The sequence below is a fragment of the Roseitranquillus sediminis genome (assembly GCF_016918935.1).
In the GTDB taxonomy this organism is placed as follows: Bacteria; Pseudomonadota; Alphaproteobacteria; order Rhodobacterales; family Rhodobacteraceae; genus Roseitranquillus; species Roseitranquillus sediminis.
The window spans coordinates 32,527-46,545 of the sequence record NZ_JAFFOB010000023.1 but is presented as its reverse complement, the minus strand read 5'-3'; the positions used below and the strand labels follow the sequence as shown (position 1 = coordinate 46,545).

General features: G+C 68.2%; 14 protein-coding genes and 1 pseudogene. 7 read left to right on the top strand and 8 right to left on the bottom strand.

Translation table 11 applies throughout. The features are described 5' to 3' along the window. Positions 1–12 precede the first annotated feature (12 nt). Positions 13–786, bottom strand: coding sequence for a winged helix-turn-helix transcriptional regulator (locus tag JM664_RS15755; protein ID WP_227420894.1), 774 nt, complete (start codon positions 784–786; stop codon positions 13–15). A gap of 126 nt (positions 787–912) precedes the next feature. On the opposite strand from JM664_RS15755, the gene JM664_RS15750 reads away from it, so the two are divergent. Beyond that, entirely contained in the window at positions 913–1,716 is an 804-nt protein-coding gene (locus JM664_RS15750) for a class I SAM-dependent methyltransferase (RefSeq protein WP_227420893.1), read from the top strand. A gap of 404 nt (positions 1,717–2,120) precedes the next feature. On the opposite strand, the gene JM664_RS15745 is transcribed toward JM664_RS15750, so the two are convergent. Further along, complete coding sequence (locus JM664_RS15745; RefSeq protein ID WP_227420892.1) at positions 2,121–2,696, bottom strand: nickel-binding protein; 576 nt, start codon at positions 2,694–2,696, stop codon at positions 2,121–2,123. Positions 2,697–2,787: 91 nt separating this feature from the next. On the opposite strand from JM664_RS15745, the pseudogene JM664_RS19050 reads away from it, so the two are divergent. From JM664_RS19050 to JM664_RS15730, 3 genes and pseudogenes are all read left to right on the top strand, one after another. Next, positions 2,788–3,081, top strand: a pseudogene (locus tag JM664_RS19050) (winged helix-turn-helix domain-containing protein); the annotation flags it as partial. A gap of 69 nt (positions 3,082–3,150) precedes the next feature. Further along, the gene (locus tag JM664_RS15735) at positions 3,151–4,431 is read left to right on the top strand and encodes a tetratricopeptide repeat protein (RefSeq protein ID WP_227420946.1); all 1,281 of its coding nucleotides are present in this window, start codon (positions 3,151–3,153) and stop codon (positions 4,429–4,431) included. 216 nt (positions 4,432–4,647) lie between these two features. Then, the gene (locus tag JM664_RS15730) at positions 4,648–4,857 is read left to right on the top strand and encodes a hypothetical protein (protein WP_227420891.1); all 210 of its coding nucleotides are present in this window, start codon (positions 4,648–4,650) and stop codon (positions 4,855–4,857) included. A 138-nt stretch (positions 4,858–4,995) separates the two neighbouring features. Here JM664_RS15730 and JM664_RS15725 read toward each other — a convergent pair whose 3' ends face one another. After that, positions 4,996–7,506 carry an adenosylcobalamin-dependent ribonucleoside-diphosphate reductase gene (locus JM664_RS15725; protein WP_227420890.1) on the bottom strand — a complete coding sequence of 837 codons (2,511 nt, stop codon included), beginning with the start codon at positions 7,504–7,506 and terminating at the stop codon, positions 4,996–4,998. 99 nt (positions 7,507–7,605) lie between these two features. Between JM664_RS15725 and JM664_RS15720 the strand changes: the two genes are divergently transcribed. After that, positions 7,606–8,034, top strand: a complete 429-nt coding sequence (locus tag JM664_RS15720) for a DUF1489 family protein (RefSeq protein WP_227420889.1) — start codon at positions 7,606–7,608, stop codon at positions 8,032–8,034. 3 nt (positions 8,035–8,037) lie between these two features. Here the strand turns inward: JM664_RS15720 and hisG are convergent, their stop codons facing one another. From hisG to hisS, 3 genes are read right to left on the bottom strand one after another with little or no spacing between them, the layout of a single operon-like run. Beyond that, positions 8,038–8,733: an ATP phosphoribosyltransferase gene (gene hisG / locus JM664_RS15715; RefSeq protein ID WP_227420888.1), complete on the bottom strand. Its 696-nt coding sequence runs from the start codon at positions 8,731–8,733 to the stop codon at positions 8,038–8,040. Next, complete coding sequence (locus tag JM664_RS15710) at positions 8,730–9,821, bottom strand: ATP phosphoribosyltransferase regulatory subunit (RefSeq protein ID WP_227420887.1); 1,092 nt, start codon at positions 9,819–9,821, stop codon at positions 8,730–8,732. The genes hisG and JM664_RS15710 overlap by 4 nt, the downstream gene beginning before the upstream one ends. Positions 9,822–9,840: 19 nt before the next feature. Next, the gene (hisS, locus tag JM664_RS15705) at positions 9,841–11,325 is read right to left on the bottom strand and encodes a histidine--tRNA ligase (protein WP_227420886.1); all 1,485 of its coding nucleotides are present in this window, start codon (positions 11,323–11,325) and stop codon (positions 9,841–9,843) included. Between the two features lie 109 nt (positions 11,326–11,434). On the opposite strand from hisS, the gene JM664_RS15700 reads away from it, so the two are divergent. Both JM664_RS15700 and JM664_RS15695 read left to right on the top strand, forming a co-directional pair. Next, positions 11,435–11,635, top strand: coding sequence for a SlyX family protein (locus JM664_RS15700; protein ID WP_227420885.1), 201 nt, complete (start codon positions 11,435–11,437; stop codon positions 11,633–11,635). Beyond that, entirely contained in the window at positions 11,629–12,747 is a 1,119-nt protein-coding gene (locus JM664_RS15695; RefSeq protein ID WP_227420884.1) for an AbrB family transcriptional regulator, read from the top strand. Before JM664_RS15700 ends, JM664_RS15695 begins: the two co-directional genes overlap by 7 nt. An 18-nt stretch (positions 12,748–12,765) precedes the next feature. Here JM664_RS15695 and JM664_RS15690 read toward each other — a convergent pair whose 3' ends face one another. Next, complete coding sequence (locus tag JM664_RS15690) at positions 12,766–13,269, bottom strand: YciE/YciF ferroxidase family protein (RefSeq protein WP_227420883.1); 504 nt, start codon at positions 13,267–13,269, stop codon at positions 12,766–12,768. Between the two features lie 134 nt (positions 13,270–13,403). Next, a complete protein-coding gene (locus JM664_RS15685; RefSeq protein WP_227420882.1) occupies positions 13,404–13,997 on the bottom strand; it encodes an exopolysaccharide biosynthesis protein in 594 nt (197 codons plus the stop codon). Positions 13,998–14,019: the final 22 nt, after the last annotated feature.

Genomic DNA, 14,019 nt, shown 5'->3' with positions numbered 1-14,019 from the left:
CTCTGTTCAGGCTCATGAGGCTTGTTCGTTCGCTGATTGTGCTGCCGGCGGGTCGGACTGAGCCGTACCCGCGTCGCGCTGTGACTGCCGTCGTGCGGGCCCTCCAGGCGCCGGCGGCGTCGCGGCCATGGTGTCGAAGTTGAACCACGCCGGCAGGCGTCGGGCCAGACGCGGCGGGGCGTCGGCGATTAGTCGACCAGTTCCGAGCGCCACCGCGAGGGACAGTTCGCCGCGGTAGATGTGGATGAGATCGCGCAGCGTCGCGGCCAGGAAGAGGTCCGTTTCGCCGCCGGGGTCGGACACGCAAAGCTCGAGATCGCCCCCATCGCAGATGAACCAGTAGAGCCGTTTGCTTTCAGGCTGGTCGATGACGTCGAGGCGTAAGACATGCCGCTCCGGCCCGAATGCCGCAGGGTCGACCGAGTACTCAAGGCCCCAGATCAGGAGCCCGAGGTCGATCTCGCCCTCCGCGAGATCCCGTCGGGTCCACCGCTGGCCCCAGACGCCGAGGGCGCCAACAAGGGGCAGGAACTCCGCGCCGGCTTCGGTCAGGTGGTAGGTCCAGCTCTTGCCGCTGGCGCTCCGCCGGCGCGTCACCAGCCCCTCTGCCTCGAGCTGGCGCAGCCGGCGCGTCAGGAGCGTCGCCGACATGTGCGGCACGCCGCGGTGGATGTCGTTGAAGCGCTCCGCGCCGGCGCCGAGGTTGCGGATGACGAGCGCGGTCCAGCGCTCGCAGAAGATCTCGGCGGCCTTGGCGACAGGGCAGAACTGGCCGTAGCCCTTCATCCGCACCTCCCTCGACTGCCGCAAGAATAGCGCAGGTGGGGGGCGGTCGAATACTCCAGATCGTGGAGTATCCGCCAGCGTCTTCGCCGCGCAGGGTCTGCTGCGAACGACAGAGAGGAGGCGGCCATGGACACCGCAATTGATCTCAGCCCGATGGCGCGCATGTGGGGCGACCCGGGCGCGGCCTACGACGGCATCTCGTTCGGTCTCTCCGACACGATCTCGCACGCGGTGCAGCTGCTCTGGCCGCGCCCTGGCGAGCGGGTGCTCGACATCGGCACCGGCACGGGATGGGCCGCGCGTCTTGCGGCGCGCCGCGGCGCCCGGGCCGCGGGCGTGGACATAGCTCCGGGCATGCTGGAGGCGGCCGAGCGGCTGTCGCAGGGCGTCGAGCCGCGGCCGGACTTCATCCGGGCATCGGCGGAGGCGCTGCCGTTCGACGACGCCGCGTTCGATGGCGTAATCTCGACCTACGGCGTGATCTTCGCCGAGGACCCTGCCGCCGCAGTCGCCGAAATGGCCCGGGTGCTGCGGCCCGGCGTCCGGATGGCGCTCGCGACCTGGGCCGACGAGCCTGACGGCTACATCGCCCAGTTCTTCGGCCTGCTCGCGCGCTGGTCCGAGGCTCCACCGCCAGCGGCTTCGCCGTTCGACTGGGGCCGGGCCGACTGGCTGACCGAGACGACGGCAGGGCGGTTCGAGATCGCCTGCCGCGAGCAGACTACCGTGCTCTACGCGCCTGACCCTGCGACCGTCTGGGAGGAGTACCTGCGCGGCTTCGGCCCGGTGGCAGCCACCCACGCCGCCTTACCTCAGGATCGACGCGAGGAGTTCCGCACCGCGTTCGAAGCCCTTCACCGACCGTACCAGACGGCAGTAGGTCTCGTCATTCCCCGTAGCGCCTTGCTCGTGCGAGGTTTGAGGCTTTGACGCAATCGCCGGCACTTGAAGGACATTCGCCGCGGTCTTGATTGGAGAGGCGCGAGCTCTCCACAGGTCGTGGCGGCGCGCGAGGCAGGCGCGCGATCGTTGCGCCGTCCTGCACACCCTCCTGCGCCCCCAGTGCACTTAGAGCGCCGATTACGCTCCAGTAGAACGTCGGCTTCCGCCGCCGCGGTGCAGCATCTTGCTGCTTTGGGAACGCCGGCTCTGAACCGACTGCACAAGGCAGCAGAGGTCTGCGTCTCCGCAAGTCGCTACGCCTCGCCTTGAACGACACGCAAGTCAACGACCCGCTGTTCGAAGCCGTTGGAGCGTCCGAGCCGAGGCCCGTTGCATCTTCGTGTACTTGAGGCGGACTGCCGAGCCTGAAGGCTTCGAGCAGTCCTCGATGTTCAGTGGACTTGCTGCTCGACCGGAGTGATCTTGCCGATCGGCGCCCCTGCGAGCGCGCCGTGCTCGCGGAGCGTTTCCGGCGAGTCTGCGCGGTACACGCAGTACGTCCCCTCGCTCGTCAGGTACGAGTGATCCCACTCGATGGCCTCACCGAGTTTGGTGATCGCGGAGTTGGAGTTCGCCGAAATTGCCTGCTTCTTCTCAAGGCCGAAGAAACCGACGCCCGGGATCAGACGCTCGATGACGTAGACCCGGTGGCCGGGGCGAAGCTCGGCCGACACGGGCTCTCCTCCATCCACGGTCGGGGAGTTCACGAAGAGGACCTCCATGACCTTCTCCGGATGGACCGAGGCTTCCGCGAAGAACCCGGCAAGCGCGTCGGAATCGCCGGCAGTGAAGACCGCATAGGAATCCGCGCCCGCCGACAGGCTTTCGTCAAAGGAAACCCCATGGCTCGCCAGCAGGTCGGCCGACGGCGCGACGAGCGGCGCATCCAGCTCGACAACGAACTGTCCGGCGACGGCGGCGTTGGCCGCGAACAGGGCGGCGAGGAACGGCGGAAGGGCTCTGTGCATGTCGGTGCCTCCAGTCGTGAAGCGCTTCGCGCTTGGGCCAGCAGGCTGCTGACGTGTAGAATCCTGCCACCAGGGCCGCGGAGCGTCCTGAATGAAACACGAAGAAGACCCGAAAAGACAGGAAGTCCTTGCTGTCGGAGCGTTTCTCTACGATCGGGCCAGCGGCCAGATCACCGACGCGGATGGGAAGATCGTGCGCCTTCGCCGGCAGTCGGAATCGGTCCTCTCGGTCCTCGCGGAAGACGCAGGTGAGATCGTCAGCAGGGAGCGGCTGATCGAGGCTGTCTGGCCAGGAATAGCGACGACGGATGACTCCCTGATCCAGTGCATCGCGGACATCCGCAGGAACCTCCGCCGCGATGTCGTCGAGACCTTCCCCAAGAAGGGCTACCGGCTGCGTCCTGGCGCATCGCCGCTTCTGCGCTCGGGCTCCGCAAGATGGCGATGGGCTGGCTTGGCCGCGGGCTTTGCGGCAGCTCTGGCGGCCACGGCGTTCCTCGCCTTCCAGCGCAGCCCGGTCACTGCCCTCTCTGAACCTATCGTTCCGCCGACCGTCGAGCTTGGAAGACCGCTCGCGGTCCTTCCATTCGTCAACCTGAGCGAAGACCCTGGCCTGCGCTACTTCAGTGACAGGCTGAGCGAGGATCTTACCACCGACCTCTCCAAGGTCGAGGGACTGACGGTCATTTCGCATGCTTCGAGCTTCGACTTCCGGGACGCGGAACGCGGCTTCGCAAGCATCGCGGATGACCTCGGCGTGCGCTACCTGGTGCGCGGAACCGTGCGGCACCACGCTGACCGCGTCAGGATCAACGTGGCCTTGGTCGACCCGGTTGGCGAAGCCAACCTGTGGGCGGAGCGATTTGACGGCGACAGCCGCAATCCCTTCGATGTGCAGGAGGAGATCACTCGGCAGATCGTCGACGCACTCTCGCTCACGCTCGGCGCCGAGGACGGGGTTCAGCGCCGCGTCGAGACCGACGCGTACTACATGCTGCTACGCGGCCTGGAGCCGCTGCGCGCGCACACGGCCGCCGGCAACCTGGAAGCGCGGGAATATTTCGAACGCGCGCTGGAACTCGACCCCGAGTACGCCCGGGCGCACGCCAACATCGCCATCACGTACGGGCGAGAGTACGTCTTTCTCTACGCCGACGAGCCTGCTCCGGAGTCCGTGACCCGAGGCCTGGAGGCGGCGATCACCGCCATCCGGCTGGACCCCAACCTCCCCGACGCCTACTTCGCCCTCGGCGTCCTGAACATGGTCATCGGAGAGCATGACAACGCGCTGGCGGCGGCACGTCATTCGATCCGCCTGGACGAGAACTTCTCGGACGGCTATGCGCTTCTTGCCGAAGTGGGCGTGCATGGCGGCAACCTGGACGAGGCCCTCGCCGCCATCCGCCACGCCAAGCTCCTCCACCCGCGCTATCCGTTCTGGTACGACTGGATCGAGGGCCATACGCTGTTTCAACTCGGCCACTACGATAAGGCGCAACCGCTCCTTCAGCGGGTCGCCGACGGCAACCCCGGCTTCTACCGGGGACTGATCACCCTGGCTGCGAACTACGGGCAGCAGTCGGATCGCGCCGCGGCATCCGCCGTGCTGGCGGAAGCCCGGACCATCAATCCGGACATCACGTTGAGCGGAGAGGCCGAAAAGGCCCAGTACCAATTCGCCGCACGACGCGAACGGCTTGCTGAGGGCCTAAAGGTGGCCGGGCTCGAGGGGTGAGCCGCGAGTGGATTCAAGCGGAGGAGCTCCGCTCCCCCAACTGATCAGTGTAGCCGAGCCAGAGGCATCGAACGAAGATATACGATCGTCGTCTCCTCCGCGACCTGTGTCAGCTCCGCGTCCGCGGAGAGCGCGTCGAACCCCAGCTCTCGCTGCGCCACTCGCCAATGTCCGCAGTCGCCGCTGCCGCGCGGCGGCGCCGGACGGCGCCGGACGGTGCCGACTGTCGGCTTTGGGCCGTGCGCGCGCCTTCCCGGAGCCGGCCGTGCCTACGAAACTCACGGCATCGACGAGCTGGCGCCGAGCAAGCTCGCCGACTTCCTGCGCATCCGGTACGTCGGAACGAACGACGCTAAGCGTGCCCTAGGCTCCGTCGGGAACATCCGCAACGCCTTCATCGACATCCAGGGCCACCTCTTCCGCTGACGGCAGATTCGAGGCGCTACACCACGCCCCGCGACGCCGAAAAACGGGAGATGGCCAGCTTGTGGCTGTAAAATGGCCAGGCTAACCCCGAAAATGGCCAAATATTGCTTGGCGGAACAATGGTGGCGGAGGAAAAGCTCATGCGCATTTGGAGTGGCCGCAGGCCGCGCAGGTCATGCAGCCTTCGACCATGTGCATCTCGTACTGACCACAGCTCGGGCATGGCAGCCCTGACGGAGCGGCGGCCATCGCGCGGGGGTCTGCCTTGAGGCCGAGGCCCTCGCCCTCGATGAAGCCGATGGCAATGAGGTGGCGCTCGATGACGCCGCCGATCGCGGCGAGGATCGACGGGATGTACTTGCCGCCGAGCCACGCGCCGCCGCGCGGGTCGAACACGGCCTTTAGCTCCTCCACCACGAACGAGACGTCGCCGCCGCGCCGGAACACGGCGGAGATCATCCGCGTCAGCGCCACGGTCCAAGCGAAGTGCTCCATGTTCTTGGAGTTGATGAACACCTCGAAGGGCCGCCGCCGCCCCTCCGTCACGATGTCGTTGATGGTGATGTAGATCGCGTGCTCGGACCCCGGCCATTTCAGCTTGTAGGTCTGCCCCTCGAGCGCCTGCGGCCTGTCCAGCGGCTCGGTCATGTAGACGACGTCGCCGCTCTGCACTGGCGCCGGGCTCAATGGCACGGCTTCCAACTTCTCCGCCCTGATGAACTCCTCAACCGATTTCCCATACGCCGCTGCCAGGCGGACCGCGTTTTCTGCCTGAGTCGATGAACTCGCCCTAGTCCGGAGCTTTTTTATCACATCGACGCTTACACCCGACTTGAGCGCAAGCTCCGTAGTCTTCGTTTCTGCTGCCTCCATGTGCCGGAGAAGGGCTTCCCTAAAGCTGGTTGTTTCAAGAGCTGAGACGTCCGAGGCCGAGATCCTCTGAGCCGGATACTCCGCCACGCTCAGCACGCTGCCCGTCACCGCGTTCGGCCGATAGGTTGTGCAGCCTTTACAGCCGCTGTCCCAGGCCGCCATGTACACGTCCTTGAAGTCTTCGAAGGCGATGTCCGCCGGGCAGTTGATCGTCTTCGATATCGACGAGTCCACCCATTTCTGCGCCGCCGCCTGCATCCGCACGTGGTCGAGCGGCGAGAGGTCCTGCGCCGTCACGAACCAGTCCGGCAGGTCCGCCTCCTCCCCAGCGTGAGCGCGCCAGGCGGCAACCGCATAGTCGACTACTTCCTCCTCCACGCGGGTCCCGTCCTTCTGCAGCACCTTTCGCGTGTAGGCCGGCGCGAAGATCGGCTCGATGCCGGACGACACGTTCCCGGCATAGAGGCTGATGGTTCCCGTCGGCGCGATCGAGGTCACCAGCGCGTTGCGCATGCCGTTCCCGGCGATTGCCGCCCGCACGTCCTCGTCCATGTGCGTCAGCGACCCGCTCGTCAGATATGCGTCGCGGTCGAAGAGCGGGAACGCCCCCTTCTCCGCCGCCAGATGCGCCGACGCCCGATACGCGGCGCGGGCGAGCGCGTGCAACCAGCGCTCGGTCCGTCGCGCCGCGCCCTCCGAGCCGTAGCGTTCGCCCACCATGAGGAGTGCGTCCGCCAGCCCGGTCACGCCGAGGCCGATCCGCCGCTTGGCCCGCGCCTCCTCCGCCTGCTGCGGCAAAGGAAAGCGCGAGGCGTCGACGGTGTTGTCCATCATCCGCACCGCCGTCGCGACCAGCCGCTCGAGCCCTTCCTCGTCTATGTGCGCGTCCGCCTCGAACGGCCGCTCGACCAGCCGCGTGAGGTTGATCGACCCGAGCAGGCACGCGCCATAGGGCGGCAACGGCTGCTCGCCGCACGGGTTGGTCGCAGCGATGGTCTCGGCGTAAGCGAGGTTGTTCATCGCATTGATCCGGTCGATGAAGATCACCCCCGGCTCGGCATACTCGTAGGTGGCGCGCATGATCCGGTCCCAGAGGTCGCGGGCGCGGATCGTGCGGTAGGTCTCGCCGCCAAAGACCAGGTCCCACGGCGCGTCGACCTTGACCGCCTCCATGAACGGGTCGGTGACCAGCACGCTGACGTTGAAGTTGCGCAGCCGCTGCGGATCGGACTTCGCCGCCACGAAGTCCTCGACGTCCGGGTGGTCGCAGCGCATCGTCGCCATCATCGCGCCACGGCGCGAGCCTGCCGACATGATCGTGCGGCACATCGCGTCCCAGACGTCCATGAACGACAGCGGGCCGGAGGCGTCGGCCGCCACGCCATGCACCGCCGCCCCCTTGGGCCTCAGGGTCGAGAAGTCGTAGCCGATGCCGCCACCCTGCTGCATCGTCAGTGCCGCCTCCTTGAGCGCCTGAAAGATACCTTCGAGGCTGTCGGGGATCGTGCCCATGACGAAGCAGTTGAAGAGCGTGACCGCGCGACCGGTCCCCGCCCCCGCCGTGATCCGGCCCGCGGGCAGGAAGCGGAAGTCCTCCAGCGCCTCGTAGAACGGCTGCTCCCACGCCTCGGGCTCCGCCTCGACCGCGGCAAGCGCGCGGGCGACGCGCCGCCAGGTGTCCGCGACGGTGGCGTCCGCGACAGTGCCGTCCGGCCGCTTCAGCCGGTACTTCATGTCCCAGATCTGCTCGGCGATGGGTGCGGCGAAGCGGGTCATTCGGTTCTCCGGAAGACGGGGAGTTCCCAAGATAGCCTTGCCAAGATGTCGCGTAAAGCGCCCTTGCCGTCTACAACGGGTTGTCCGAAATTGCCCGACATGGGGAATCTGCACCTGATCAAGCTCTGCGTGGGCGCGGCGACGCCCGAGGACCTGCTCGACTGGCAGAAGCGGCCGCAGGCGCAAGGCCCGGATGGCCTGCCGCGCCACGTCACACGAGTCCGGCCGAAACGCGCGGACGAGGTGCTGGACGGTGGCTCGATCTACTGGGTCTTCAAGGGCGTGCTCATGGCGCGCCAGCGCATCCTCAGGATGGACGAGATCGACCGGGGCGACGGCGTGCTCCGCTGCGCGCTCGTGCTCGACCCCGAGGTGGTGCGGACCGAGGCGCGTACGCGGCGGCCGTTCCAGGGCTGGCGCTACTTCGCTGCCGCCGACGCGCCGCCAGACCTCGGTTCGGCACGGTGGTCCGAGGCGGCCCTGCCCCCTGCCCTGGCCGCCGCGCTCGCCGATATCGGCGTGCGCTGAGCGTCAGCGCCGCGTCCCAATCCGCGCCTCGAGCCTGTGCAGCGCCTCGCGCGCCGCATCGTCCCAATCCGCGTTGAGCGAGCGGAACAGTGTTGCCTGGCTGCGGTGCACGACGCCGTCCCGCAGAACCTTGAGGTGGTTCGCCCGCAGCGTCTCGCCCGTCGAGGTGATGTCCGCGATGGCCTCGGCCGTCATCGCCTTCACCGTCCCCTCGGTCGCGCCCTGGCTGTCGACCAGCCGGTAGTCCGCCACCCCCGACTCCTTGAGGAACTCGCGCACCAGCCGGTGGTACTTCGTCGCGATCCTCAGACGGTGTCCGTGCCGGCGACGGAAGTCCCAGGCGGCGGCGTCGAGGTCGTCCAGCGTCTCGACATCGACCCAGAAGCGCGGCACGGCGATCACGAGGTCGGCGTGGCCGAAGCCCAGCCGCTCGATCTCGGTCACGCGGCCCTCCCATGCCGGCAGCCGCTCGCGCACCATGTCCGAGCCGGTGACGCCGAGATGCACACGCCCCGCCGCCAGCTCGCGCGGGATCTCACCCGCCGATAGCAGCACCATCTCGACCGGCGCGCCCTCGACGGCGGCGGCGTACTCGCGCTCGGACCCGGTGCGCTCCATCCGGATGCCGCGCTCGCCGAACCAGGCGAACGTCTTCTCCATCAGCCGGCCCTTGGACGGCACCGCGAGCTTCAGCGTCATCGCCGCACCTCCAGCACCAGTCCGGGCCGGATCACGCCCCCGACCGCCGGTATGCCGCGCCCGCCGCCCAACGCGCGGGTCAGCGCATCGTAGCGCCCGCCGGTCGCCACCGGCGGCAGGTCCGGCCGCGCCTCGGCGTAGAAGCCGAAGACGAACCCGTCGTAGTACTCGAGCGACGTGCGGCCATAGCTCGCCTCCACGTCCAGCGTCTCCACGTCCACCCCGCGCGCCTGGAGCGCCGCGAGCCGCGCCTCGAAACGGTCGACCGCCGGCGCCAGGGCGGGCGCATCCACCTGCAGGTCGCGCAGATGGCCCAGCGCTGCGGGCGCCGCCTCGCGCAGATGCAGGATGTCGTCGAGAAGCGCGACCTCGCCCGCGCCGATCGGCGGCTGCGCGGCGTCTTCCCGCAGCACGGCCAGGCGGCCTTCGATCTCCGCGCGATCGCGCAGCCCTACTTCCGGTCCCGCCTTTTCAAACGGGTCGGCCACCGCCAGCAGCGCGGCCCGGCCCGACACCGGCGGCGCCCGCCCGGCGAAGCGGTCGAGCAGCGCCCGGAAGCGCCGCGGCCGCCAGATATGCCGCAGGAGCGCCGCTCGCCGCCGCTTCGTGGTCCGCAGGCCGCCGACGACCGCGGCCAGCAGCCCGATATCGCCCGTCGCGGCCCTCAGCCCCAGCGGGGCCAGCAGCTCGGCAAAGAGCGCGAAAACCTCGGCGTCAGAGGCCGCCGGGTCGCTGCCGTCGAAGATCTCGAAGCCCACCTGCAGGTACTCGGCCGCGCGCTCGGGATCGACCTCCTGCCGCCGGAAGACCTCGCCTGCGTAGGTGTAGCGCGCGGGTTCCGCGCCGTCGGCCATGTGCGCCTGCACCACCGGCACCGTGAAGTCCGGCCGCAACATCATCTCGCCGCGGAGCGGGTCCCAGGTGGTGAAGGCGCGGGCCCGTATTTCCTCGCCGTAAAGGTCGAGGAGCGTGTCGGCGGACTGCAGGATGTCAGCCTCGACCAACAACGCGCCCGCCGCCGCGAAGGCGTCGAGCAGACGCGCCGCTTCGACCCGCGCGGCGGCCTTCTGTGTGCCGGGGGCGATCATCCGTCGGGCCTCTCGCGCATCAGTGGCTGTCGAGCAGGCGGCGCACCTCGGCGACCAGTTCGCCGCGCGGCACCTCGCGCTGGGCCGGCTGCGCCTTCCACTCCTCATGCGTAGCCTCGGACGCGAGACGCGCGCCGAGCACGAGATCCTTGAGTTGCACCACGCCGCGCGCCGCCTCGTCCTCGCCCTGGATCACTGCGACTGGACTGCCGCGCCGGTCCGCGTACTTGAGCTGGTTGCCGAAGTTCTTCGGGTTGCCAAGATAGACCTCCGCCCGGACCCCCGCCGCCCGCAGATCGGCCGCCATCTTCTGATACTCGGCCATTTGCTGCCGGTCCATCACGGTCACCACCACAGGCCCGCGCGCTGCGCCGCCCGTGCGACCCTTGGCGCGCAGCGCCGCAAGCAGCCGGTCCACCCCGATCGACACCCCCGTCGCCGGCACCGCCTGCCCGGTGAAGCGCTTGACGAGGTCGTCATACCGCCCCCCGCCCGCGACCGACCCGAACCGCTGCGGCCGCCCCTTCTCGTCGGTGATCTCGAACGTCAGCTCCGCCTCGAATACCGGCCCGGTGTAATAGCCAAGGCCGCGCACCACCGAAGGGTCGATCTCGATCCGGTCATCGGCATAGCCCTGCTCCGCCGACAGCTCGCCGATCAGTTCCAGTTCGGCCACGCCATCAGCGCCGATACCCGACCCGCCGACAAGCTCACGCAGACGCGCGACCGTCGTCGCGGCGTCCGCCCGCTTCGCCGACATGAACGCCATCACGATGTCCGACTGATCGCCGCTCAATCCTGCGCCCGCAGTGTAGTCGCCGCTCTCGTCCTTGCGCCCCTCTCCAAGCAGGGCGCGGACGCCCGCGTCGCCCAGACGGTCGAGCTTGTCGATAGCGCGCAGGACGATGCCGCGCTCGTGCTTGAAGCGGTCACGATCGGCGGGGTCCAGGACGCCGGCGGCCTCCATTACACCGTTCAGCACCTTGCGATTATTCACCCGCACAACGTAGTCCCCGCGCTCGATCCCGACCGCCTCGAGCGCGTCGCAGAGCATGGCGCACATTTCTGCGTCCGCCGCCACGGAGGGGGCCCCCACGGTGTCCGCATCGCATTGGTAGAACTGGCGGAAGCGGCCCGGTCCCGGCTTCTCGTTGCGCCAGACCGGACCCATGGCGTAGCGGCGGTAGGGCGTGGGCAGGTCGTTGCGGTGCTGGGCGTACACGCGAGCCAAAGGCGCCGTCAGGTCGTAGCGCAGCGCCAGCCAGTCGTCCTCTTCCTGCCAGGCGAAGACGCCTTCGTTCGGGCGGTCGACGTCGGGGAGGAACTTTCCCAGCGCCTCCACCGTCTCGACCGCGCTGCTCTCCAGCGCCTCGAAGCCGTAGCGGTGGTAGATATCGGCAACGCGTCGCAGCATCTCGGCCCGCTCGGTCACGTCAGCGCCGAAATAGTCGCGGAACCCCTTGGGCGTCTCAGCCCTGGGGCGGCCTTTCCTGTCCTTCGCCATGCGCCGTGTCCCTCGGGGGTCTGCAGTCGGCGCGGGGTCTAGACCAACCCCCGGGACGGAGCAAGCGGCCGTCTGGCAGACGCGCTCCGGTCGTGCTACGGGCCACGCGATGAACGACCTTCTCGCGCTCGAAGAACGCATTGCCCACCTGACCCGCGCCGTCGAGGATCTCTCCGACGTCGCCGCACGGCAGGAGCGTGAGATCGAGCGGCTGCAGCAGCGCGTCCTGCTCCTGATGGAGCGAGAGGCCGAGCGTCAGGCCAACGCAGGAGCCGAACCGATCGCGGACCGGCCGCCGCCGCATTGGTAGGCCTGCGCCTTTGTCTCCCGCGGCCAGGCGGCGCGGGATGGAACACGCGCTCGTTCCTCTATGCCTTCGCCCTCGGCGCGGCTGGTGGTTTCGCGGCGGCGCTCATCGGCCTGCCGCTGCCCATGCTGCTTGGTTCGGTCGTCACCGTCGGCGCCGCCGCGATGTTCGGTCCGCTACCGGGGGGACTGCTGCCGTCGATACCGGGGCGACTGCGGACCTTCTTCATCCCGATCATCGGCGTCTCTATCGGCTCTGCCTTCACGGCTGAGATACTCAACGACATCGGGCGCTGGTGGCCGAGCCTCCTCGCGCTCTTCTTCTTCGTTCCGCTCGCCCACGGCATCGGCTTCACGATGCTCAGGCAGGGCGGGATCGAGCCCGTCACGGCCTATTGGGGCTCCGTCCCAGGCGGCCTGATCGAGTCGGTCATGATGGGCGAGGAGGCGGGCGCGGATGTCGCCATGCTGACGATGCTGCAGTTCCTGCGGCTGATCCTCTGCATCATCGTGGTTCCCCTCGGCTTCACACTGGTGACGGGCCACGCCGTCGGATCCTCGGCGGGCGTCGAGATGGGCAACGGCGCGGCGCTGGCCCTGCTGGACTGGGCGGTGCTCGCGCTTGCGGGAATCATTGGGTACTTCGTCGGCCAATGGCTGCGGTTTCCCGCCGCGTTCCTGACGGGTCCCATCCTGATCTCGGCCATCTTCCATCTCGTCGGCTTGGTCGAGGGTGCGCCACCCAGCTGGCTCATCCAGATCGTGCAACTCGTCGTGGGCGTCAGCCTCGGAACGCGCTTTGCCGGCAGCGCACCGGCCGCGGTGCTGCGGGCGGCGCGGCTTGCGGGAACCAACGTGGCCCTGGTGCTGGCGCTTGCCGCCGTCGCCGCGCTGGTCCTGCCGCGGCTGACCGGCGAGCCGTGGCAGGCCGTGGTGCTCGCCTTCGCACCGGGCGGCGTCGCCGAGATGTCGCTGGTGGCGCTGTCGCTCGACATCGCGGTGCTCTACGTTACCGCACACCACCTCTTGCGCATCGTGCTGTCGATCGGGATCGCGAAGGTGTTCTCTGCGCGGGTGCTGGCAAATGAAAAGGGCCGCCCCGCGGGACGGCCCTGACTTTCGACTGCGCGTGACCTAGGCCGCCTGGCGGTTCAGCCGCGCCTCTGCCATCTCGGTCAGCTTGGCGTCGGTCGCCTTTTCCTCGGCAAGCGTCTGTTCCAGCAGCTGGGCACAGTCGTGACGGCCAAGTTCTTTCGCCCATGCGGCCAGCGAGCCATAGCGCGAAATCTCGTAGTGTTCCACCGCCTGCGCGGCCGCTGCGAGTGCGGCGTCGAGCACGTCCTTGTCGCCGACGTCGCCCGCGATCTCGTTCGCTTCCTTAATGATGCCGTTGATCGCCGGGCAGGTCACCTGCTTCGGCTTCTCACCATGCATCTCGAACACCTGCTCCAGTCGGCGGATCTGACCCTCGGTCTCCCGCAGATGGGTCTCGAAGCCTTGACGAAGCTGCGGCGAGGTCGCCTTCTCGATCATCTTCGGCAACGCCTCGGTGATCTGGTGCTCTGCGTAGTAGACGTCCTGCAACGTATGCACGAAGAGATCGTTCATCGTCTGGATGTCTTTGGAAAACAGTGCCATGTGGCCCTCCATTTATCTTTTGCCTCAACCGACCCTTCGGCCTCGGCGTCGTTGGTCAGTCAACGAATGCGCCGGTCGCCAGTTCCGCGACGTCCTCGTCGCATCGGCTCGCGTCGGCGCCTGGTCGCCAAGCGTTACGACCCCCCCAGCATTCCGAGGCCCACGCCCGCCGCGACCACTGTCAGCGCGAAGCCCAGCATCATGAGCAGGCCGTCCCTGAGCGTGATGGCGAGGCCGAAGGCCGCGATCGCCGCCATCGGCGCGGTGCTGGCGAACGGAATCAGCTCAAGCGGCGGAACCGACAGGCAGAGCAGGATGACGACGCAAGCTGCAATGCGGCGTGCGGGCTTGCCGGTCAGGCGCGGCAGGCGCCCGTGGAACCAGCGGTCGAGCCAGCGTCCCACCGGCCGGGACTTGTCCACCGCTCCCTTCATGCGATCGGTCGACACACTTCGGCGCTCGAGAAAGCCAGGCAGCCACATGTGATCCCGGCCCCAGGCGATCTGCACGGCGAAAAGCAAGATGATCAGCGCGAGTATGGTCGGCACCCCCGGAATGCCGCCGATCGGCGAGATCTCGATCAGGGCGGGGACGAAGAGCAGTGGACCATACCCCCTGTGCCCCAGCGCCTCGACGCTCTCGCCCACCGAGATTCGGTCCCCCTCTTTAGCCGTGCCCTTCAGCTCGTCGAGGATGCTCTCGACGGCATGCTGATCCCGGTTTGCCATGTTGACCGTCCCGTGCCGCGAC

Excerpts from the sequence above, each read along its gene's own strand:
- JM664_RS15755 (WP_227420894.1), bottom strand. The coding sequence starts at position 786 with ATGAAGGGCTACGGCCAGTTCTGCCCTGTCGCCAAGGCCGCCGAGATC.
- JM664_RS15750 (WP_227420893.1), top strand. The coding sequence starts at position 913 with ATGGACACCGCAATTGATCTCAGCCCGATGGCGCGCATGTGGGGCGAC.
- JM664_RS15745 (WP_227420892.1), bottom strand. The coding sequence starts at position 2,696 with ATGCACAGAGCCCTTCCGCCGTTCCTCGCCGCCCTGTTCGCGGCCAAC.
- JM664_RS15725 (WP_227420890.1), bottom strand. The coding sequence starts at position 7,506 with ATGACCCGCTTCGCCGCACCCATCGCCGAGCAGATCTGGGACATGAAG.
- JM664_RS15720 (WP_227420889.1), top strand. The coding sequence starts at position 7,606 with ATGGGGAATCTGCACCTGATCAAGCTCTGCGTGGGCGCGGCGACGCCC.
- hisG (WP_227420888.1), bottom strand. The coding sequence starts at position 8,733 with ATGACGCTGAAGCTCGCGGTGCCGTCCAAGGGCCGGCTGATGGAGAAG.
- JM664_RS15710 (WP_227420887.1), bottom strand. The coding sequence starts at position 9,821 with ATGATCGCCCCCGGCACACAGAAGGCCGCCGCGCGGGTCGAAGCGGCG.
- hisS (WP_227420886.1), bottom strand. The coding sequence starts at position 11,325 with ATGGCGAAGGACAGGAAAGGCCGCCCCAGGGCTGAGACGCCCAAGGGG.
- JM664_RS15700 (WP_227420885.1), top strand. The coding sequence starts at position 11,435 with ATGAACGACCTTCTCGCGCTCGAAGAACGCATTGCCCACCTGACCCGC.
- JM664_RS15690 (WP_227420883.1), bottom strand. The coding sequence starts at position 13,269 with ATGGCACTGTTTTCCAAAGACATCCAGACGATGAACGATCTCTTCGTG.
- JM664_RS15685 (WP_227420882.1), bottom strand. The coding sequence starts at position 13,997 with ATGGCAAACCGGGATCAGCATGCCGTCGAGAGCATCCTCGACGAGCTG.